The organism is Gordonia sp. NPDC003429, assembly GCF_053588575.1.
Genome location: NZ_JBSFQF010000008.1, coordinates 97,112 through 118,884 on the forward strand (window position 1 = coordinate 97,112; position 21,773 = coordinate 118,884).

Annotated in this window: 17 protein-coding genes; all 17 read left to right on the forward strand. The window is 68.4% G+C overall.

The genetic code is table 11. The annotated features are described in order from the left end of the window. Positions 1-9: 9 nt before the first annotated feature. Positions 10-1,953: a peptidoglycan D,D-transpeptidase FtsI family protein gene (locus tag ACWDSI_RS11795; RefSeq protein WP_449756628.1), complete on the forward strand. Its 1,944-nt coding sequence runs from the start codon at positions 10-12 to the stop codon at positions 1,951-1,953. Between the two features lie 180 nt (positions 1,954-2,133). After that, on the forward strand, positions 2,134-3,786 hold the full coding sequence (locus ACWDSI_RS11800; protein ID WP_449747129.1) for a UDP-N-acetylmuramoyl-L-alanyl-D-glutamate--2,6-diaminopimelate ligase: 1,653 nt from the start codon (positions 2,134-2,136) through the stop codon (positions 3,784-3,786). After that, entirely contained in the window at positions 3,779-4,264 is a 486-nt protein-coding gene (locus tag ACWDSI_RS11805) for a UDP-N-acetylmuramoyl-tripeptide--D-alanyl-D-alanine ligase (protein ID WP_449747128.1), read from the forward strand. The genes ACWDSI_RS11800 and ACWDSI_RS11805 overlap by 8 nt, the downstream gene beginning before the upstream one ends. 19 nt (positions 4,265-4,283) lie before the next feature. After that, positions 4,284-5,381 (forward strand): phospho-N-acetylmuramoyl-pentapeptide-transferase, encoded by a 1,098-nt coding sequence (gene mraY / locus ACWDSI_RS11810; protein WP_449747127.1) that lies wholly within the window; start codon positions 4,284-4,286, stop codon positions 5,379-5,381. A gap of 4 nt (positions 5,382-5,385) precedes the next feature. Continuing rightward, positions 5,386-6,942 (forward strand): UDP-N-acetylmuramoyl-L-alanine--D-glutamate ligase, encoded by a 1,557-nt coding sequence (gene murD / locus ACWDSI_RS11815; RefSeq protein WP_449747126.1) that lies wholly within the window; start codon positions 5,386-5,388, stop codon positions 6,940-6,942. After that, positions 6,939-8,540, forward strand: a complete 1,602-nt coding sequence (gene ftsW / locus ACWDSI_RS11820; protein WP_449747125.1) for a putative lipid II flippase FtsW — start codon at positions 6,939-6,941, stop codon at positions 8,538-8,540. The genes murD and ftsW overlap by 4 nt, the downstream gene beginning before the upstream one ends. Before the next feature lie 54 nt (positions 8,541-8,594). Next, positions 8,595-9,764, forward strand: a complete 1,170-nt coding sequence (murG, locus tag ACWDSI_RS11825) for an undecaprenyldiphospho-muramoylpentapeptide beta-N-acetylglucosaminyltransferase (RefSeq protein WP_449756629.1) — start codon at positions 8,595-8,597, stop codon at positions 9,762-9,764. Positions 9,765-9,835: 71 nt separating this feature from the next. Continuing rightward, positions 9,836-11,374 (forward strand): UDP-N-acetylmuramate--L-alanine ligase, encoded by a 1,539-nt coding sequence (gene murC, locus ACWDSI_RS11830; protein ID WP_449756630.1) that lies wholly within the window; start codon positions 9,836-9,838, stop codon positions 11,372-11,374. Beyond that, entirely contained in the window at positions 11,371-12,072 is a 702-nt protein-coding gene (locus ACWDSI_RS11835; RefSeq protein WP_449747122.1) for a cell division protein FtsQ/DivIB, read from the forward strand. The genes murC and ACWDSI_RS11835 overlap by 4 nt, the downstream gene beginning before the upstream one ends. Before the next feature lie 162 nt (positions 12,073-12,234). Continuing rightward, complete coding sequence (gene ftsZ / locus ACWDSI_RS11840; RefSeq protein WP_449747121.1) at positions 12,235-13,401, forward strand: cell division protein FtsZ; 1,167 nt, start codon at positions 12,235-12,237, stop codon at positions 13,399-13,401. 10 nt (positions 13,402-13,411) lie between these two features. Continuing rightward, positions 13,412-14,131, forward strand: coding sequence for a peptidoglycan editing factor PgeF (gene pgeF / locus ACWDSI_RS11845; RefSeq protein ID WP_449756631.1), 720 nt, complete (start codon positions 13,412-13,414; stop codon positions 14,129-14,131). Then, on the forward strand, positions 14,128-14,883 hold the full coding sequence (locus ACWDSI_RS11850) for a YggS family pyridoxal phosphate-dependent enzyme (protein ID WP_449756632.1): 756 nt from the start codon (positions 14,128-14,130) through the stop codon (positions 14,881-14,883). Before pgeF ends, ACWDSI_RS11850 begins: the two co-directional genes overlap by 4 nt. A 92-nt stretch (positions 14,884-14,975) precedes the next feature. After that, positions 14,976-15,701: a cell division protein SepF gene (locus tag ACWDSI_RS11855; RefSeq protein WP_449747118.1), complete on the forward strand. Its 726-nt coding sequence runs from the start codon at positions 14,976-14,978 to the stop codon at positions 15,699-15,701. 106 nt (positions 15,702-15,807) lie between these two features. Next, positions 15,808-16,134: a YggT family protein gene (locus ACWDSI_RS11860; RefSeq protein WP_449756633.1), complete on the forward strand. Its 327-nt coding sequence runs from the start codon at positions 15,808-15,810 to the stop codon at positions 16,132-16,134. Positions 16,135-16,423: 289 nt separating this feature from the next. Then, positions 16,424-17,245, forward strand: coding sequence for a DivIVA-like cell division protein Wag31 (wag31, locus tag ACWDSI_RS11865; protein WP_449747116.1), 822 nt, complete (start codon positions 16,424-16,426; stop codon positions 17,243-17,245). Between the two features lie 45 nt (positions 17,246-17,290). Continuing rightward, positions 17,291-18,001 carry a hypothetical protein gene (locus tag ACWDSI_RS11870; RefSeq protein WP_449756634.1) on the forward strand — a complete coding sequence of 237 codons (711 nt, stop codon included), beginning with the start codon at positions 17,291-17,293 and terminating at the stop codon, positions 17,999-18,001. 379 nt (positions 18,002-18,380) lie between these two features. Then, positions 18,381-21,506 (forward strand): isoleucine--tRNA ligase, encoded by a 3,126-nt coding sequence (gene ileS, locus ACWDSI_RS11875; protein ID WP_449756701.1) that lies wholly within the window; start codon positions 18,381-18,383, stop codon positions 21,504-21,506. The last annotated feature ends 267 nt before the right edge of the window (positions 21,507-21,773 follow it).

A 21,773-nucleotide genomic window follows, 5' to 3' on the forward strand; every position in this document is an offset into this window, starting at 1 on the left:
TTGACAACCATGACACGCGCCAGTTTTCAGCGACTCGGCGACCGGTCCGGCGCGTCGGAACCCCGACCGGGACGCGGCAAGCCCGGCGGCCCCACCGGTTCCGGCGGCCGCGGTTCCGGTGGGGGAGGCCGGGGCGGTGGCGGACGCAAGCGCACCCACACATTCGACTTCCGCAGCCGGGCAGCCGGAATCGTCATCCTCCTCGCAGTTCTCGCGGTGGCGGCCCGGATGATCGTCGTCCACACCATCGAGGCATCGTCGATTTCGGCGGAGGCCGCCCAGCAGCGCGAGTACACCCAGGTGCTCACCGCCAAGCGTGGAGCCATCCTCGACCGCAACGGACGGCCCCTCGCCTACACCGACGAAGCGCGCGCACTCACCTTCCTGCCCAAGGCCGTTCGCAAGTCGATCGAGGCCGAACACAAGAAGAATCCAGAGTATCCCGACGTCGACAAGCGGATGCACGAGATCGCCGGTGGTGTCTCATCCGCCCTCGGCGGATCGATCAGCTCCGATGATCTGTACAAGAAGATGACTGGAGACGACACGTTCGTCTATCTCGCGCGTTCGGTGAGTCCGGAAGTGGCCGCGCGGATCATCGCCCAGTACCCCGAGGTGGGAGCCGACCCGCAGGCCATCCGCCTCTACCCGGGAGGATCGTTGGCCGCCAACGTGATCGGCGACGTCAACTACGACGGCAACGGTCTCATCGGGCTCGAGGCGTCCCTGGATTCGACGCTCGCCGGAACCGACGGGTCCAAGACCTACGACCGCGGCTCCGACGGTGCGGTGATCCCCGGCAGCACCCGCAACGTGCACCCGGCGATCAACGGTGCCACGGTGCGATTGACCATCGACTCCGACATCCAGTGGTTTGTGCAAAGCGAGGTCACCAAGGCCAAGGCGGCGTCGGGTGCCAAATCGGCGTCGGCCGTGGTGCTCGACGCGCGCACGGGCGAAGTTCTCGCGATGGCCAACGACGGCACCTTCAACGCATCGAAACCGCTTGCCGAACAAAAGGATGCCGACCTGGGTAACCCAGCGGTGACCTCACCGTTCGAGCCCGGGTCGGTGAACAAGGTGGTCACCGCGTCCGCGGCCATCGAGTACGGGCTCACCACCCCCGGCGAGGTGCACCGGGTGCCGGGCAGCATCAACATGGCCGGCGTCACGGTGAACGACGCGTGGTCGCACGGCGTCGAGCCCTACACCACGACGGGCATCTTCGGAAAGTCCTCCAACGTGGGCACCCTGATGCTCGCACGGCGGGTCGGTGAGCAGCGATTCGCCGACATGGTGACCCGATTCGGACTGGGCCAGCGAACCGGCGTCGGCCTGCCGGCCGAGAGCGCCGGCGAGGTGCCCGCGCTGAGCCAGTGGTCGGGAGGTTCCTTCGCGAACCTGCCGATCGGTCAGGGTCTGTCGATGACACTGCTGCAGATGACCGGGATGTACCAGGCCATCGCCAACGACGGACTGCGGGTGCCGCCACGCATCCTGCTCTCCGAGCAGCGCGACGGCGACGACGTCGAGGACTCCGACCGGCCGACGCCGGTTCGGGTGGTCTCTCCGCAGACCGCACACACCGTCCGCGACATGTTCCGCGCGGTGTTCCAGGAGGATCCGATGGGCGTCCAGTCGGGCACCGGTTACAAGGGTGCCGTCGCCGGGTACCAGATGTCGGGCAAGACCGGTACCGCGCAGCAGGTCGATCCGTCCTGCGGTTGCTACTCGAACTCCAGCTACAACATCACGTTCGCCGGCATCGCACCCGCCGACAATCCGCGGTACGTCGTGGGCATCATGTTGGACAACCCCAAGCGCAGCTCCGACGGCAGTGGCGGGCAATCCGCCGCCCCGTTGTTCGGCACCATCGCATCGTGGATGTTGCAGCGGGATCAGGTGCCGCTCTCGCCCCGTCCCACCCCTTGGCTGACCCTCGACGCGCGCTGAACGAGCCGCCGCGGCAGTGTGGCCGCGCGGGGGCCACGGGTGTGCTCGACGCTGACCGGTATCGTGAGTGCGTTCCGCCCAGGCATGCGCACTCGTGGGCGCCGTACCCGAGCGCAGCAAGTGGACCCCAACGAAGCACGTCGGTCCCAGCGCAGTTAGTAGTGAGGAGACGATCGGACGATGACGTCGAATCGCCGCACTCGTGACGCGGGTAGACCCGCCCACCTCACGCCGACCCCGGTGTCGGTGCTCTCGGCCGCCACCGGCGCCCGGATGGACCTGATCGGCAGCGCCGACGCCGACACCACGGTGTCCGGGGTGTCGTTGCGCGCGCAGGACATCGTTTCCGGCGATCTGTTCGCCGCGCTTCCCGGTGCGCACACCCACGGCGCCCGCTACGCCGCGGAGGCGGTCGCACGCGGCGCCACCGCGGTGCTCACCGACGCGGCCGGACGGGCCGAGCTGGCCCGGGTGCTGCCGCCCGAATCGTCGTGCGCCGTCCTGGTGCACGCACATCCGCGCGCCATCCTCGGCGGGGTCAGCGCCCGCGTATACGGCAACCCGTCGCAGCGCCTCAAGCTGATCGGCATCACCGGTACGTCCGGTAAGACCACCACCTCGTACATGGTGGAGGCGGCCATGATGGCGGCCGGGCACACCGTCGGGCTCATCGGTACCGTCGAGACACGAGTGGACGGCGTGGCGCAGCCCAGTGCGCTGACCACCCCCGAGGCACCCACTCTGCAGGCGCTGCTCGCCGCAATGGTCGAGCGTGGCGTGGATGTGGTGGTGATGGAGGTGTCGAGTCACGCGCTGGCACTGGGCCGGGTGGACGGCGCGCATTTCTCACTGGGCGCCTTCACCAACCTGTCCCAGGACCACCTCGACTTCCACCACACCATGGCTGCCTATTTCGATGCCAAGGCGCGATTGTTCGCCCCGGCCTCACCGATCCACGCGGTGCGGTCGGTGATCTGCGTCGACGACGAATGGGGCGGTCGCATGGCGGAGGTGGCCCGCGGTGAGTCCGGGCCCGCCGCGCTGCCGCCGGTCACGGTGTCCACCGGAGCCGTCGCCGCGAACTGGCACGCGGGCCCCTCACGCGTGGCGGCCGACGGCGCGCAGCAGACCACCATCACCGATCCCGAAGGCGCGACGCACCAACTCACCGTGCGGTTACCCGGCCGCTACAACGTCGCCAACGCGCTGCTGGCGACCGCGATTGCCGTTGCCGCCGGTGCCGCGGTCGACACGTCGGCCGCAGCCATCACCGACGTGTCGGTGCCCGGCAGGCTGCAGCGCATCGAGCGTGGCCAGGAGTTTCTCGCCATCGTCGACTATGCCCACAAGCCGGGGGCGGTGCAGGCCGTTCTGGCCACCCTCGCCGCCCAGGCGCGCGGCCGCATCGCGGTGGTCATCGGGGCCGGTGGCGACCGGGACAGCGCCAAGCGTCCCCTGATGGGCGCTGCGGCCGCCCGTGGCGCCGATCTCGTGGTGGTGACCGACGACAATCCGCGCACCGAGGATCCGGCGGCGATCCGCGCCGAGATGCTCACAGGCGCCCGCACGGTTCCCGAGGCCGACCGGCGACCCGGCGTCGAGATCCGCGAGATCGGCGACCGACGATCCGCGATCGCCGCAGCCCTGGCCTGGGCGCGGCCCGGAGACGTCGTACTCGTCGCGGGCAAGGGTCACGAGGCGGGCCAGGAGATCGACGCGGTCAAGCACCCGTTCGACGATCGCGATGTGGTGGCCGAGGAACTCGACCGGCTCGTCGCCGCGCAGGTGATCGCGACCACCACCGATCTCGCCGGAGGTCGGATCGGTGACTGAGCCGGATGTGCCGGTCACCGTTCTGGTGGTACCGGCACCCGCCGACGTGGCGGCCACCTCCACCATGCTGCGGGCATCGGTGACCCGGTCCCGTGCCGCCGGACTCGACGAGCCGGCGCGCACCTGGGCCATCATCGGTGAACTCCTCACCGCCGAGGGACTCAGCGAGAACGAGCGGGTGGTCGAACACGACCGGCTCGGGCGCCTCGCAGTGCGCCTGGCCGTCGACAAGACGCTCTGTGTGGGCGACTCGCGAGCCGTGCGTGCGCTCTATCAGGGCGCGGTCATGGAAGGCTCGTGGGGCGACGAGGTCCGGATCGTGGCCGACCCCGGCGAGATCGCGGCGGTGCTGGGCGACGACGACTGGACCCCGATGCCGGGCGATACTGTGCTCATCGCGGGCATCGACCCGCTGGCCACGGGACTCACCGGAGCCATTCCGACCGCCGACATCACCATCGAGGAGAGCAGCGAGTGAAGCCGAGGGGGACCGTACGGTGACCCAGATCCTCATAGCGGGTGCCATCGCGGTGGCGGTGTCGATCATCTTGACGCCGCTGTTGATCCGTGTGTTCTCGCGTCAGGGCTTCGGGCAGGAGATCCGCGTCGAAGGCCCGCAGAGCCATCAGACCAAACGCGGCACGCCGTCGATGGGCGGTGTCGCGATCATCGTCGCGCTGTGGGCGGGCTACTTCGGCTCACACATCGCCGGGGTCTTCCTCGACGCCGGCAACGGGCCCACCGCGTCGGGTCTGCTGGTGCTCGGGTTGGCCACATCGCTGGGAATCGTGGGTTTTCTCGACGATTTCATCAAGATCCGCAAACACCGCAACCTGGGCCTGAACAAGACGGCCAAATCGATCGGGCAGTTCGTGGCCGCGATCCTGTTCGGTGTTCTGGTCCTGCAGTTCCGCAACGAATCGGGGTACACACCGGCCAGCACCCACCTGTCGTATGTGCGCGACATCGACGCCATCTCGATGGGTGCGTTCGCCTTCGTCATCTTCTGCTGGCTGGTGGTCGCGGCGTGGTCGAACGCCGTCAACTTCACCGATGGCCTCGACGGGCTGGCCGCCGGGTCGATGGCAATGGTGCTCGGCTCCTATGTGCTGGTGGCGTTCTTCCAGTTCGTCAACGCGTGCGCCGGCGGCGCCAAACCCGCCAACGCGATTCCTCAGGGCTGCTATCACGTCCGCGACCCGCTGGACCTGGCGCTGATCGCGGTCGCGGGTGGCGGTGCGTGCCTGGGGTTCCTGTGGTGGAACGCCGCCCCGGCGAAGATCTTCATGGGTGACACCGGATCACTGGCACTCGGCGGAATGCTGGCCGGGCTGTCGATCACCACGCGGACCGAACTGCTCGCGGTGGTCATCGGCGCACTGTTCGTCGCCGAGATCATGTCGGTGGTGATCCAGATCGCCTTCTTCCGCACCACCGGCCGACGCGTGTTCCGCATGGCGCCGTTCCACCACCACTTCGAACTGGGCGGGTGGGCGGAGACCACCGTGATCATCAGATTCTGGTTGCTCACCGCCATCGCCTGCGCACTCGGGCTCTCGCTGTTCTACGGCGAGTTCCTCGCGTTCAACGGGTAGCGCGATGCCCACCGAAGCGACCGGACCGGGTTCCGGCAGCCCGAATCCCGCTCGACTGGATCTGGCCGGCATGCGGGTGGTGGTCGCCGGTGGCGGCACCGCCGGTCGCTCGGCCGCGGCATATCTGCTGGAGGCCGGTGCCGCGGTCACCGTCGCCGACGACCGCTACGCGGGAGACGTCGACGGGGCGGGCGCGCCGGGCGCGCCTGCTGCCGACGGTGCACGTCGGATCGGGATCGATGCGGTGCTCGCCGACGAGAACTGGGCCACCAGCGTCGACCTGATCATCGCCTCTCCTGGTTTTGCGCCCACTCACCCGCTGATGGTGGCCGCGGGCGAACACGAGATCCCGGTGTGGGGTGAGGTGGAGCTGGCCTGGCGTGTGGACCGCGCGGGTCTGCTGGGAGCGCCGCGCACCTGGCTGGTGGTGACCGGGACCAACGGCAAGACCACCACCACGTCGATGCTCACCGACATCGTCACGGCGTCGGGGATGTCGGCGGCCGCCTGCGGCAACATCGGGCTCCCGGTACTCGACGCGATGCGCACGCCGACGCGGATCGACGTCCTGTGCGCCGAACTGTCCTCCTTCCAGCTGTACTGGGCTCCCTCGATCGCACCGGACGCCGGAGTGGTGCTCAACGTGGCCGACGATCACCTCGACTGGCACGGCTCGTTCGCCGCCTATGCCGCGGCGAAGGAGATCGCGCTGCGCGGCACGATCGGGGTGGTCGGGCTCGACGATCGGGTCGCGTCACGGCTGCCGGTGCCCGGGCGTCGGGTCGGGTTCACGCTCGGCGAGCCGCAACCCGGCGAACTCGGGGTGATCGACGGCGAACTGGTGGATCGGGCGTTCGCGCCGCGGCGTCGGCTGGTCTCGGCGGCGTCGATCCATCCGGCCGGGCCGTCGGGTGTCTCCGACGCGCTGGCGGCCGCGGCCCTGGCCCTGGGCATCGGTGTGGAGGCCGACGCGGTGGGTGCCGCGCTCACCGGTTTCCGACCTGCCGGCCACCGCGGCGAGGTGGTCGAGAACATCGACGGCATCGACTTCGTCGACGACTCGAAGGCCACCAATCCGCACGCGGCGCAAGCCGCCGTCGCCGCGCACGCGCGAGTCGTGCTGATCGCCGGTGGCTTGTTGAAGGGCGCGTCGATCGACGGGATGATCACCGCGGTCGCAGATCGGCTCGCCGGCGTGGTCGCCATCGGACGGGATCGGGACCAGATTGTCGAAGCGATCGCGCGACACGCCCCAGAAGTCCCAACAGTCACAGTATTCACAGGGGACGATGGCCGGGTGAACGTAAACTGCGCCATCGGCCCGGATGTGGGTTCGCCGCGGAGCCAATCCGCTGTCGTGTCGGGCGATCCGGCGACCGCGGTGATGGACCGCGCTGTCGCCGAGGCCTGGACGCTGGCCACGGGAGGGTCGGGCCGACCCGACGCCATCCTGCTGGCACCCGCGGCCGCCTCCCTGGACATGTTCAGCGGGTACGGCCGCCGCGGGGACGCCTTCGCGAACGCCGCGCAGGCGCTGGCCGGGCGGCTGCGGACGCCGTGACCGCGGCAGACGAGCGCAAGCAGGCACCCGCCCACGCGTTCACCGGCCTGCCCGCGACGGTGGCCGAGGGTGTGCGCAGCCTGTTGAGCCGACCGCTGGCGTCGTACCACCTGATCCTCACCATGGCTCTGCTGATGACGTCCTTCGGCCTGATAATGGTGCTCTCCGCGTCGTCGGTGGAGGGCTACTCCAAGGAGGGCTCGGCCTACGGCCTGTTCGCCACCCAGGTGATCTTCGCGGTGATGGGCCTGGCTGTCTTCTATCTGACACTGCGCCTGCCCGTGAGGCTGCTGCGCCGTTCCGCCGCACCGATGATGATCGTCACCACCGTGATGCTGGCACTGGTGCTCATCCCCGGTATCGGCACGCTGTCGCAGGGCGCCCGGCGCTGGTTCGTGATCTACGGTCTGTCGGTGCAGCCCTCGGAGTTGGTGAAGGTCGCGCTGTGCGTGTGGGGAGCGCATCTGCTCGCCTCGCGGCGCCGTGAGCACGCATCGCTGAAAGAACTGCTCATCCCGCTGGTGCCGGTGGGCATGCTGATCTGCCTGCTGATCATCCTTGAGCCGAATCTGTCGACCACCATCACGATCGCCATCATCATCGGTGCGCTGCTGTGGTTCGCCGGTCTGCCGGTCAAGGTGTTCGCGACCTTCGCGGTGGTCGGCGGCGCAATCGCGGTGATCCTGGCGATGGTCGAGAGCTACCGGTCCGAGCGGGTGATGAGCTTCCTCGGAAGCGTCAACGACCCGCAGGGCGCCGGTTACCAGGCGCGCCAGGCCACCTATGCGCTGGCCAACGGCGGTGTGTTCGGTGTGGGGCTCGGACAGAGCCGGGCCAAGTGGAACTACCTGCCCAATGCGCACAACGACTTCATCTTCGCGATCATCGGCGAGGAGCTCGGCCTCATCGGCGGGCTGCTGGTGGTCTTCTTGTTCGTGGTGCTGGCCTTCGCCGGTTTCCGCATCGCGCACCGGTCCACCGACCCCTTCCTGCGCCTGATGACCTCGACCATCACCGTGTTGATCACCGCGCAGGCGTTCATCAACATCGGCTACGTGATCGGCTTGCTGCCGGTGACCGGCATCCAGCTACCACTGCTCTCCGCGGGCGGAACGTCGACGCTCACGGTGTTGGCGATGCTGGGGCTGCTCGCCAACGCCGCCCGGCACGAACCGGAGGCGGTGGCGGCGCTGACCACCGGGAACACCGCACGGATGAACAGGCTCCTGCGTCTGCCCACCCCGGTGGCCTACCAGCCCACGCGGTCGGAGCAACTGCGCGACCGCCTCGACGCCCGCGGCCGCACGCCCGCAGCCGGCGCACGCCCGTTCCGGCGGCGGCCCGCGCCCACACCGCCGCCGCAACATCCACCACGGTGGCGGCGCATGTTCGGCGCCGCGAGCGAGCCCACACCGCCCACCGATCATCGTCGGGCGCCGCGCAGCAGCGGAGTGCGGGTCGACTACCGTGTGGGTTATTCGGGCAGCGCGTCCACGTCGCGATCCGCGACGGCGGCGTCGACCGCCGCGTCCCGACGGTCACGTGCCTACCCCCGCGCCGGTGGAGCCACGCGACGGTCGAGTGGCGCCGGCCGGTGATGTCGGACCGCGTGCGCCGCGGTCGAATCGAATGAACGGGAGTTGAGGCGTCGAATGGCTGCGGGTCGCAAGGACACGGCCGACGGACAGAGCGGTGAGCGCGACCGGGAGCTGTCGGTGGTGGTCGCCGGCGGCGGCACCGCCGGTCACATCGAACCCGCACTCGCGGTGGCCGATGCCGTGCGGCGGCTGGACCCCACCGCTCGGGTCACTGCCCTGGGCACCACCCGCGGCCTCGAGACCACCCTGGTCCCCGAACGGGGCTACGAACTCGCACTGATCCCGCCCGTGCCGCTCCCACGTAAAGCAGGTGTCGAGCTGGCCAGAACGCCCGGCCGGTTGACGCGGTCGGTACTGGCCACCCGCAAGGTCCTCGCCTCCGTCGACGCCGACGTCGTGATCGGATTCGGGGGCTACGTCGCGATGCCCGCCTATCTCGCCGCGCGCGGCCACCTGCGGGGTAAGCGGCGGCTGCCGATCGTGATCCACGAGGCCAACGCGAGTGCGGGCGTGGCGAACAAGGTGGGTGCCCGCGTCGCCGACGTGGTGATGGCGGCCGTGCCCGGTTCGGGACTCGAAGGTGCCGAGGTGGTGGGCATCCCGGTGCGCGGCGTCATCGCCGAACTCGACCGCGGCGAGTTGCGCGCCAAGGCCCGGCACTACTTCGGTCTCGACGAGGACGCCCCCACGTTGCTCGTGTTCGGTGGTTCCCAGGGCGCCCAGCGGCTCAACGAGGCCGTGGCCGGCGCGGCGGACGCGCTCGGCCGGGCGGGCATCGGGGTGCTGCACGCGTACGGACCCAAGAACACCATCGACCCGGTGTCGCCGCCGGACGCACCGCCGTACCGGGCGGTCGGATATCTCAAGCGGATGGATCTCGCATATGCGGCCGCCGACCTGGTGATGTGCCGATCGGGTGCGATGACGGTCGCCGAGGTGTCGGCGACGGGGCTGCCGGCGATCTACGTTCCGCTGCCACACGGCAACGGTGAACAGCGCCTCAATGCGTTGCCGGTCGTGGAGGCCGGCGGCGGCATCCTCGTCGACAACGACGAGGTGACCGCCGAGTGGGTGGCGCGCGAAGTACCCGCCCTGTTGTCCGACCCCGCCCGTCTGGCGCTGATGTCGTCGGCTGCCGCAGGTACCGGGCACCGCGATGCGGCCGATGCGGTGGCACGCGCCGCACTCGACCTGGCCGCGCAACACCGGGATGGGATCTCGTGAGGCGCGACGACGTGACCGCCGCGGGCGTTTCGTTCCCCCGGATCGGCCGGTGACCGGTGACAATTGACAGTGTGACGGGAGAATACGACCGCCCCGGGGTGCGGGAACTGCCCACGCAGCTCCGCCGGGTGCACATGGTCGGGATCGGTGGTGCCGGGATGTCGGGGCTCGCGCGCATCCTGCTCTCCCGTGGCGGGCAGGTGTCGGGTTCGGACGCCAAGAACAGCCGCGGCATCCTCGCGCTGCGTACCCGCGGTGCACGCATCCAGGTGGGACACGATCCGTCGGCCCTCGATCAGATTCCCGGCGGCCCGTCGGTGGTGGTCACCACACACGCCGCGATCCCCAAGACCAACCCCGAGCTCGTCGCCGCACGGTCACGCGGCATCCCCATCCTGCTGCGACCGCACGTTCTCGCCGACCTGATGTCGGGGTACCGGACGTTGCTGGTGGCCGGCACCCACGGCAAGACGTCCACCACGTCGATGGCGGTGGTGGCGCTGCAACACGCCGGCTCCGACCCGTCGTTCGCCATCGGCGGTGAGCTCAACGAGTCGGGCACCAACGCCCATCACGGCAGCGGCGAGGTCTTCGTCGCCGAGGCCGACGAGAGCGACGGCTCACTGCTCGAGTACAGCCCCGACGTCGTCGTCATCACCAACATCGAGGTGGATCACCTCGACTTCTTCGGCACCGTCGAGGCCTACGTGGCAGTGTTCGACGCGTTCACCGAGCGGATCCGGCCCGGTGGGACCCTGGTGGTCTGCCTGGACGATCCGGGAGCGCGTGCGCTGGCGCAGCGGTGTGCCCCGGGTCTCGCGGCGCGTGGTGTCACCGTGCTCGGCTACGGCGAAGGCGCCGACGAGGTGGTGATCGACGGTGTGCTCGGCACGGCCACACTGGTCGAATGGAGGCCCAGCGACGGCGGGGGGGAGGTGCGGGTACGGTTCGCGCCGCCGCTCGTCGAGACCGCCGAGGAGCACGTGCTGCATCTCACGCTTCCCGGAATCCACATGGCGCGCAACGCTATAGGTGCAATTGTCGGCGCCGTCCGAGTTGGCGGTGACCTCGCGCAGGTCATCGCGGGCATCGAGGCGTTCGGCGGTGTTCGACGCCGGTTCGAATTCAAGGGACGCGCGGGTGATGTCGACGTATTCGACGATTACGCCCACCACCCGACCGAGGTGGCCGCAGTGCTCACCGCCGCGCGCGGTGTGGTGGGCCATGCCGATGCAACGCGCCCACCGGGCAAGGTGATCGCCGTCTTCCAGCCCCATTTGTACTCGCGCACAAGAGAATTCGCTGAGCGCTTCGCGGCCGCCCTCGATCTCGCCGACGAGGTCGTCGTCGCCGATGTGTACGGAGCGCGCGAGGAGCCGATCCCGGGGGTGAGCGGGCGTTCGATCGCCGATCGGCTCACCTCGCCGCACACGTTCGTACCCGATTTCTCCGCGCTGGCCGGCGTGGTCGCCGATCTCGCCTCTCCCGGCGACGTCATCCTCACCCTGGGTGCCGGCGACATCACCATGCAGGGTCCGGAGATCCTGGCCGCGCTCGCCGCGCGCGACCACGCCGAGTCCGCGCAGGTGACCCCGGAGGCCGGATCATGACGAGGTGGGGCCAGGTGGGCCGTGGACCGCGACTGCTGCTGGGCACGATCGCGGTCGTCATCGTGATCGTCGGTCTCGCGCTGATCGCCTATTTCACCCCGCTGATGTCCGTACGGAGCACCGACATCGCCGGGACCAAGGCCGTCGGTCGTGCCGAGATCCTGCACGCCGCCGGCGTTCCCGACGGCACGCCGCTGCTGCAGGTCGACACGCGTGAGGTGGCCCAGCGCGTTGCCGCCATCCCGTCCATCGAATCGGCGCGGGTGCAGCGGGAGTACCCGTCGTCGCTGACGATCAGTGTGGTGGAACGACAGCCCGTGGCCCGGGTGATCGACGGGGACACGGTGCACATACTCGACCGCAATGGCGTGCCGTACCTGCGTTACCCCGTCAAGGGGCTGCCCGGCGAGTTCAGCGCGCTGCCGGAGTTCGTGACGAGCAGTCCGGGGCCGACCGACCCCACCACCCTCGCGGCGATGAAGGTCGTCGGCGGACTACCGCCGAAACTCGCCGAGCAGGTGGTGAAGGTGAGCGCCACGTCGCCGGTCGACATCGAGTTGATCTTGTCGCGCAACCGCACCGTGGTGTGGGGTGACTCTCAGCGTGGCGACGAGAAGGCGCGAACGCTGGGATACCTGTTGGCGCGCGACGCATCGCAGTTCAATGTCTCGAGCCCGGAGTTCCCGGCCTACCGCTGAGCGTCCCGAGACGATTTTCGCACCGCAACTTCACGACACGCCGCGCAGCTTGCTGGCCCGCGGGGCCACCGGTGCCTAGCGTCTTCACCAACAGACCACTTGACATAACTCTAAATCTATGGTTCAGGTTTAGGGTTTTTCCAACAGAGGAAGGCGAGCGTCATGACGCCACCGCACAACTACCTGGCCGTGATCAAGGTCGTCGGCATCGGCGGCGGCGGCGTGAACGCCGTCAACCGGATGATCGAGCAGGGACTCAAGGGAGTGGAGTTCATCGCGATCAACACCGATGCCCAGGCGCTGTTGATGAGCGACGCGGACGTGAAGCTCGACGTCGGCCGCGACTCCACGCGCGGCCTGGGCGCCGGCGCCGACCCCGAGGTGGGACGCAAGGCCGCCGAGGACGCCCGCGACGAGATCGAGGAACTACTCAAAGGCGCCGACATGGTGTTCGTGACCGCCGGGGAGGGTGGTGGTACCGGCACCGGCGGCGCTCCCGTGGTCGCGACCATCGCGCGCAAGCTCGGCGCGCTCACCGTCGGTGTGGTCACCCGGCCGTTCGCGTTCGAGGGCAAGCGTCGTGGCAACCAGGCCGAAGCCGGCATCGCCGCGCTGCGCGAGTCGTGCGACACCCTCATCGTGATCCCCAACGACCGTCTGCTGCAGCTCGGCGACGCCCAGGTGAGCCTGATGGACGCCTTCCGTAGCGCCGACGAGGTGCTCCTCAACGGCGTCCAGGGCATCACCGACCTGATCACCACGCCGGGCCTGATCAATGTCGACTTCGCCGACGTCAAGGGCGTCATGAGCGATGCCGGCAGCGCCCTGATGGGCATCGGGTCGGCGCGCGGTGAGGATCGCGCCAAGAAGGCCGCCGAGTCGGCGATCAACTCGCCGCTGCTCGAGGCGTCGATGGAGGGCGCACGCGGTGTGCTGATCTCCATCGCCGGCGGCAGCGACCTCGGTCTGTTCGAGATCCACAACGCGGCCACCCAGGTGCAGGAGGCCGCGCACGAGGACGCGAACATCATCTTCGGCACCGTGATCGACGACAACCTCGGTGACGAGGTGCGCGTGACCGTCATCGCGGCCGGATTCGACGGTGGCGCGCCACGCAAGCGGATCGACACGCCCGCGGTGGGCAACACCGCGGTGGGCGCGGGCCAGGCAGGTGCGGTGGGTACGGCGGAGAAGAGTGACCCGTTGTTCGGTGAGATGCCGCGCGCCGGTGGCGACCCGTTCACCGAGCGCCCGGCCGAGCGACCCCGCCGCAACACGGTGACCCTCGACGACGATGACGTCGACGTGCCGTCGTTCATGAAGCGCTGAAACACGACCCATGCGCACACGTCGCGTGGTCACCACGCGGGCCGGGGGTGTCTCGCGGCCGCCGTACGACAGCTTCAACCTGGGCGACCACGTCGGCGATGATCCGCGCGCCGTGGCGGCCAACCGCGAGCGGCTGGCCGCTCAGATCGGACTGCCCGCCGCGTCGGTGGTGTGGATGGAGCAGATCCACAGCCGTAACGTCGCCATTGTGGACGGGCCGCTCGACGGTCCGGTGGAGGCCACCGACGCGCTGGTCACCAGCACCCCCGGACTGGCGCTCGCCGTGCTCTCGGCCGACTGTGTGCCCGTCCTGCTCAGTGACGACGAGGCCGGGGTCATCGCCGGAGCGCACGCGGGGAGGGTCGGCGCCCGGATCGGCATCATCCCGGCGACGCTGCGGGCGATGATCTCGCTCGGGGCGCGCCCCGAACGCATCGGAGCCTTCCTCGGTCCGGCCGCCTGCGGTGGTCAGTACGAGGTGCCGCCGGAGATGCAGCGCGACGTCGAGGAACATCTTCCCGGCAGCGCCGTCACCACCGACAAGGGCACCACCGGCCTCGACCTGAGGGCGGGACTGCGTCGGCAACTCCTCGCGGCCGGAGTGGCCGCGGTGGCCGAGGACCCCCGGTGCACCATCGAGGACGACGAACTCTTCAGTCACCGCCGCGGAGCCCCGACGGGCCGGTTGGCGTCTGTGATCTGGATCGATCCCGAGGCCGTTCCGGCATGACCGGCGTCGACGATCCGCGCACCGCAGAACTGTCGCAGCACCTCGCCACCGTGCACGAGCGCCTCGCCGCGGCCGTCGCTGCGGCCGGTCGTCGGCCCGACGACGTCGAGTTGCTGGTGGTCACGAAGTTCTTTCCGGCCGACGATGTGGCCCGCCTGATCTCCTTGGGGGAGAGGGCTTTTGGCGAGTCGCGTGAACCCGAGGCGAGCCGCAAGATCGCCGCCCTGCGCGCCGGCGACGCCTCCGGGCCGATCGCTGCGGGCGATGTGTCGTTCGACATGATCGGATCGGTACAGACCAAGAAGGCCCGATCGGTGGCCCGGTGGGCACGGTCGGTGCACTCGGTGGACCGCGAGAAGTTGGTGGAGCACCTTGCGCGCGCCGCCGATGCCGCGCGCGCCGAGGGCGCCCGGACCGAGCCGCTCGGTGTGAACCTGCAGGTGAGTCTCGACGGTGATCCGACGCGGGGCGGCGCGCTGGAGTCGGAGTTGCCCGCGCTCGCCGATCGAGTGATGGCATCGGATTCCCTGCGGCTGTCGGGGCTGATGGTGATCGCACCGGTCGACGGTTCCGCGGACCGGTGGATGGCGCGGGCACAGCTCGTCCATCAAGCGTTTGTCGCACACTATCCGCAGGCCACGACCCTTTCCGCCGGAATGTCGGGTGACCTGGAGGCTGCCGTGGCACACGGTTCGACATGCGTGCGTGTCGGTACCGCGATCCTGGGACAACGGCCGCTAGTCTCTCAGTAATCACATTGGTCACAGCAGAATCATTCAGAAACAAGATCCACTCAGACAACAGCTGCAACGACCGCCGCGGGTCGATGACAGAGAGGCCGGACATGACCACGATGCAGAAGTTCAAGGCGTATTTCGGCATGGTGCCTCCGAGCGAGTACGAAGACGACTACTTCGACGAGCCAGGGCCGGGGCCGATTCGTCCACCGTCACGTGAGCGTGCCTACCGCGACGACTACTATGGCGGCGCCCCGATCCGCGAGGGCTACGACGATCCCTACGGCGAACTCGCGTATCGCGACGCTCCGGAGGCCGCATACGACGACCGCCGGTTCGGTCCGGGATTCGACTCGGCGCCCGGCTACGAGCAGGGCTACCAGGGCGACTACACCTACAACGGAGCGCGTCACGCCGCCGAGGTGGCCGAGCGGGTTCGGCCGGTCTCACGCCTCGAACCGCTGCAACGCTCGAGCGGTGCCACACTGCGGGCCGCCGGAGCGATGGCGCCGGCAGCAACGGCCGAACTCGAGCGCGTCTTCGCCGACGGGCCGTTGCACAAGATCACCACGCTGCGCCCGGGCGACTACAGCGAGGCCCGCACGATCGGTGAGCGCTTCCGCGACGGCAACCCGGTCATCATGGATCTCGTCGACATGAGCAACGACGACGCCAAGCGGCTCGTCGATTTCGCCGCGGGTCTCGCGTTCGCGCTGCGCGGCTCCTTCGACAAGGTGGCGACCAAGGTGTTCCTGCTCTCGCCGGCCGACATCGACGTCTCACCCGAGGACCGCCGCAAGATCGCCGCGACCGGCTTCTACAACCACGACTGACCCGGGAGCGGTTGCTCAGCGTCCAATCGGCACAGCCCACGCGACATCCGGTGCGCCGTACGCACCGGATTCACCGGGGGCACGACATTTCAGGCACTCTTGACTCGTGGCGATTCTGTTCGAAGTCCTCTACATAGCGCTGTTCGTCTACTGGCTGCTGTTGCTGGCGCGGCTGGTGGTGGAACTCGTACGCACCTTTGCCCGTGAATGGCGGCCGACCGGGATCGTGGTGGTCGTCATCGAGATCATCTTCACCGCCACGGATCCGCCCATCAAGGCGCTACGGCGGGTGTTGCCGCCCATTCCGCTCGGTCCGGTGCGGCTCGACCTGTCGCTGATGATCGTGATGATCGTGGTGCTCATCGCGATGCAGATCGTCAACCAGTTCCGGGTGCACGAGGCCGCTGCGGCGCTGGCGATGGGGTTTTTCTGAGGCCCCAACCGCCATTGTGTCGCAGTTGATGTCATCGGCCCGGGCCGGTGCCGACTGTGGCGCCTGTATTCGTCGGACCAGGTGTTCTACCGTGGAGTGTCATCATCCGATGTCCGTTGAGTTGCGACCCGGCATCGAATACCTGCGACAATCGGTTCGGATGTGACAGGATGGGACGCCAGTTACAGTTTTTGACTGGTATGAATAATGAGTGACAGTCTGTAGATGCAGGCTGACCGGCCCGTCCTAAGTGAACACAAGATCGAGACGATACCTAAGGGGAACCGACATGCGGCTGACACCAGCTGATGTGCACAACGTCGCGTTCAGCAAACCGCCGATCGGTAAGCGCGGCTACAACGAGGACGAGGTCGACCAATTCCTCGACTTTGTCGAGGCGGAACTCGCCCGGCTCATCGAAGAGAACTCCGACCTCAAACAGCGGGTCGAGGAACTCGAGGGGGAACTCGCCGAAGGGGGAGCTGCCACCCCCGCGCCCGCTGAGGACGCGACGCAGGTGCTCTCCGTGGCTCAGCCCGAGGCTCCGGCCCCGGCGCCGCAGCCCGCCGCGGCACCGGTTGCCGCGCCCACCGACGACGACACCAACGTGCGCGCCGCACGGGTGCTCGCACTCGCCCAGGACACCGCCGACCGGCTCACCGGCAGCGCTCGGCAGGAGTCCGACAGTCTCCTCGCCGACGCGCGGTCGCGGGCCGACGCGATGGTGTCGGACGCGCAGTCGAAGTCCGAGGCGATGCTCGCCGATTCGCGTCAGCGTTCCGAGGCGATCCTCGCCGACGCCCAGACCAGGTCGGAGGCTCAACTCCGCCAGGCCCAGGAACGTGCCGATGCGCTGCAGAGCGATGCCGAGCGCAAGCACAGCGAGATCATGGGCACCATCAACCAGCAGCGCGGTGTGCTCGAAGGGCGTATTGAGCAGCTCAAGACGTTCGAACGCGAGTACCGCACCCGGCTCAAGACCTACCTCGAGTCGCAGCTCGAGGAGTTGCAGCAGCGGGGCAGTGCCGCGCCGGTCGAGAGCGGTCGGCCCGACCAGTCGTTCTCGTCCGACCCGGGTAATGGCGGATTCACGAGCTACTCGCAGAGCTGATCCGCTCGCCACGGGCGGACCGACGATTGCCGGACGAGTGACAACGTGTTGAGTTTGGCGCTGGGCGCCACCCTCGTTGGGTTTGTGCTGCTCGTCATCGGTCTGATCACCGGGACGGTGTGGCTGGCAGTGGCCTGCATCGTGGTCTGCCTCATCGGGCTGGGCTTTCTCATCGCCGACATCGTGCGGTCGGGACGTGGCGACGACGGTGATGCACGGTCGGGCACGTTCACGGGTAGCGGGGAGTCTGAGGACGCGGGCTCCGAGGACCCGGGCTCCGAGGACCCGGGCTCCGAGGACGCGGGCTCCGAGGACGCGGGCTCCGAGGACACTGTCTCGACGCAGACAGCCCCGAACGACGCGGGCTCCGAGGATTCCGGCAAAGAGGAACTCGACCCGGAACAGCAGCGCGCCCAGTTGTGGCGTGGTGTGGTCGATCCGACGAGTGGCGAACCGGCACCCGATACCTCGGGTACCTCGATCGAGCGCAAACAGGGCACCTACGACGACTACCTGCGGGCGGTCGGCGACAATCCGGATGAGGTCCGTACGCCGGGAACATCCGCGCCCCCGTCTTCACCGGGTCAGCAGGCTCCGGGTCAGCCGACGCCGCGTCGGCCCGTGCCGCCGGAACCGTCGGCACCCGACGACCCGGACACCGATACCTTCCCCGCGCAATCCGCGGGCGAGAATCCGCACAGCGGTGGGCAGAAGATCGACCCGCTGCATCCCGACTGGCGGCCGCCGTCGGAGTGATGGCCTCGCCGGCACACGGATTTCGGAACCGGGCGATGTCGCGGCTAGACTGGTGCACGCGATGATCCGGCCATCACCGGGGAGCCCCCGGAAGAACCGAGCCGAGCGCTCTCAGTAGAACCGGGCGGGCGTGGCCCGTCACAGCCACGGACCCTGTCGACGCCGATGGCGTCGAGTGGTCGTGAGAGGCGTCGACGCCGCCACCGGGCGGTCCCGACGCAAGCGGGGTGGTACCGCGCGAATCGGAGCATTCGCGTCCCCGTGCCAAACACCCAGGGGTGGGCTCGTCGAGCGCACCGCTGCCAGGCACGAGGAGAGCGCTGTGAGCGAGCAGACCCCCACATCGAACGACGACACCCGCGTGTACCCCGTCGTCGATATGACCGGTGGTGCCACCGGTGCACCGTCGTTTCCCGACGTCGAAGAGCGCGTTCTGGAGTTCTGGGACGCGGATCAGACGTTCGCCGCGTCGATCGAGAATCGTGCCGACGCCGAGGAGTTCGTCTTCTACGACGGCCCTCCGTTCGCCAACGGCCTACCGCACTACGGTCACCTCCTGACCGGCTACGTCAAGGACCTGGTGCCGCGCTATCAGACGATGCGCGGCAAGAAGGTCGAGCGGCGGTTCGGGTGGGACACCCACGGGCTGCCCGCCGAACTCGAGGCCGAGCGCCAGTTGGGCATCACCGACAAGTCTGAGATTGAGACGATGGGCGTGGAGAAGTTCAACGACTTCTGCCGCGACTCGGTGCTGCGTTACACCGGTGAGTGGCGCGATTACGTTACCCGTCAGGCCCGTTGGGTCGACTTCGACAACGACTACAAGACCCTCGACATCGACTTCATGGAGTCGGTGATGTGGGCGTTCAAACGCCTGTGGGACAAGGGACTGATCTATCAGGGCCACCGTGTGCTGCCGTACTCCTGGTACGAGCAGACACCACTGAGCAATCAGGAGTCCAAGCTCGACGACGCGTACCGGATGCGGCAGGACCCGGCGGTCACCGTGACGATGCCGCTGACCGCCCCTGGTAGCCCCCTCGACGGTGTGAACGCCCTGATCTGGACCACCACCCCGTGGACGTTGCCGTCGAACCTCGCGATCGCGGTCAACCCGGAGGTGGATTACGTGCATGTGCGGGCCGCCGACGGTGCGCACTACCTGCTGGCCCAAGCGTTGCTCGGGGCGTACGCCAACGAGATCGCCGACCCCGAGGTACTCGGCACGTATCGCGGCAGCGAGCTGGCAGATCTCGGCTACACCCCGCCGTTCGACTTCTTCGTCGGGCATCCTCATGCGCACCGGGTGCTGCTCGGCGACTACGTGACCACCGACAGCGGCACCGGAATCGTCCATCTCGCACCGGCTTTCGGTGAGGAGGACATGGAGCTGGCGACCGCGAACGGCATCGACGTGGTGCAGCCGCTCGACGCGGGCGGCCGTTTCACCTCGCAGGTGCCGCCCTACGAGGGATTGATGGTGTTCGACGCCAATCCGGCGATCATCAAGGATCTGAAGTCGGCAGGACGCATCCTGCGGCACGAGACCATCGAACACTCGTATCCGCACTCGTGGCGCAGCGGAAAGCCGTTGATCTACATGGCCGTTCCGTCGTGGTTCGTCGCCGTCGAGCCGATCAAGGAGCGCATGATCGAGCTGAACAAGCAGATCACCTGGTCGCCGGAGCACATCCGCGACGGGCAGTTCGGCAAATGGCTCGAGGGTGCGCGCGACTGGAACATCAGCCGAAATCGCTTCTGGGGCGCGCCGATCCCCGTCTGGGTGTCCGACGATCCGGAGTATCCGCGCACCGATGTGTACGGCTCACTCGACGACCTCGAGCGCGACTTCGGAGTGCGCCCGGACAACCTGCACCGGCCCTACATCGACGACCTGACCCGACCGAATCCCGACGACCCGACCGGGAAGTCGACGATGCGCCGGGTACCGGAGGTCCTCGACTGCTGGTTCGAGTCCGGGTCGATGCCCTACGCCCAGGTGCACTACCCGTTCCAGAACGCCGACTGGTTCGACGGAGCCGGGTCCACGCCCCCGCACAATCCGGGTGACTTCATCGTCGAATACAACGGGCAGACCCGCGGCTGGTTCTACAACCTGCATGTACTGGCCACCGCTCTCTTCGACCGGCCGGCGTTCAAGAGCGTCATCGCGCACGGCATCGTGCTCGGCGACGACGGGCAGAAGATGTCGAAATCCAAACGCAACTACCCCGACGTCAACGAGGTGTTCGACCGCGACGGTTCCGACGCCATGCGCTGGTTCCTGATGGCCAGCCCGGTGCTGCGCGGCGGCAACCTGGTGGTGACCGAGAAGGGCATCCGCGAGGGCGTTCGCCAGGCGATGCTGCCGCTGTGGAACGCCTACAGCTTCCTGCAGCTCTACGCCGAGCGGCCGGCCGTCTGGCGTACCGACTCGACCAACGTGCTCGATCGCTACATTCTGGCCAAGCTGGCGGTGACCCGTGCGGCGATGACCGAGGCGCTCGACGTCTACGACATCGCCGGGGCGTGTGAATCCTTCCGCGACTTCGTCGAGTCGCTGACCAACTGGTATGTGCGCCGGTCCCGGTCGCGCTTCTGGGCCGGCCAGGATGTCGATCCCGACGCCTTCGACACCCTGTACACCGTCTTGGAGGTTGCGTCCCGGCTGGCTGCGCCGTTGCTGCCGCTGACCACCGAGGCGATCTGGCGTGGCCTCACCGGTGAGCGGTCGGTGCACCTGGCGGACTGGCCCGCTGCCGACGATCTGCCCGCGGACACCGAACTGGTGGACGCGATGGATCAGGTGCAGGCGGTGTGTTCGAGTGCGTCGAGTGTGCGCAAGGCCAACAAGCTGCGGGTGCGACTGCCGCTGCCCGCGTTGACCGTGGCGTCGCCCACCGCCGAACGGCTGTCACCGTTCACCGACCTGATCGCCGACGAGATGAACGTGAAATCTGTCGTATTGTCCACCGAGGCAGACAAGTTCGGCCGTTACGAGCTGGCGGTGAACGCGCGGGCGGCCGGTCCGCGGCTGGGCAAGGACGTGCAGCGGGTCATCAAGGCCGTCAAAGCGGGCAACTGGACGGTTCGCGCGGCAGATGACGGCACCGAGGCGGTGTCCGCCGACGGCATCGATCTGCAACCGGGCGAATACACCCGGCGCCTGGTGGCCGTCGAGCCCGAGTCGACCGCGGAACTGCCCGGCGGTGCCGGACTGGTGGTGCTCGACACCCACGTCACCGAGGAACTCGAGTCCGAGGGTTGGGCGAAGGACCGGGTCCGTGAGATCCAGGAGGCCCGACGCACGTTGGGCCTCGACGTGTCCGACCGCATCGAAGTGCGCCTGGTGGTGCCCGTGGCGACACTCGAGTGGGCGAATCGGCACGCCGGCTTGATCTCCGGCGAGGTGCTCGCCGTGCGATTCGACGTCACCGCCGACGAACCCGCAGGCGCGATCGACCTCGGCGACGGAGTCACCGCCGACATCGCCAAGGCGAGCTGAGTCCCCGCCGGCGTGGTTTCGACAAGCTCAACCAGCGGGTGGTCGGGCAACCAGCGGGTGGTCGGGTTGAGCGTGCCCGGTTTCGGGTTGAGCGTGCCCGCGGGGTGGTTTCGACAAGCTCAACCAGCGGTGGTCGGGGTGGTTTCGACAAGCTCAACCAGCGGTGGTGGGGGTGGTTTCGACAAGCTCAACCAGCGGTGGTGGGGGTGGTTTCGACAAGCTCAACCAGCGGTGGTGGGGGTGGTTTCGACAAGCTCAACCAGCGGT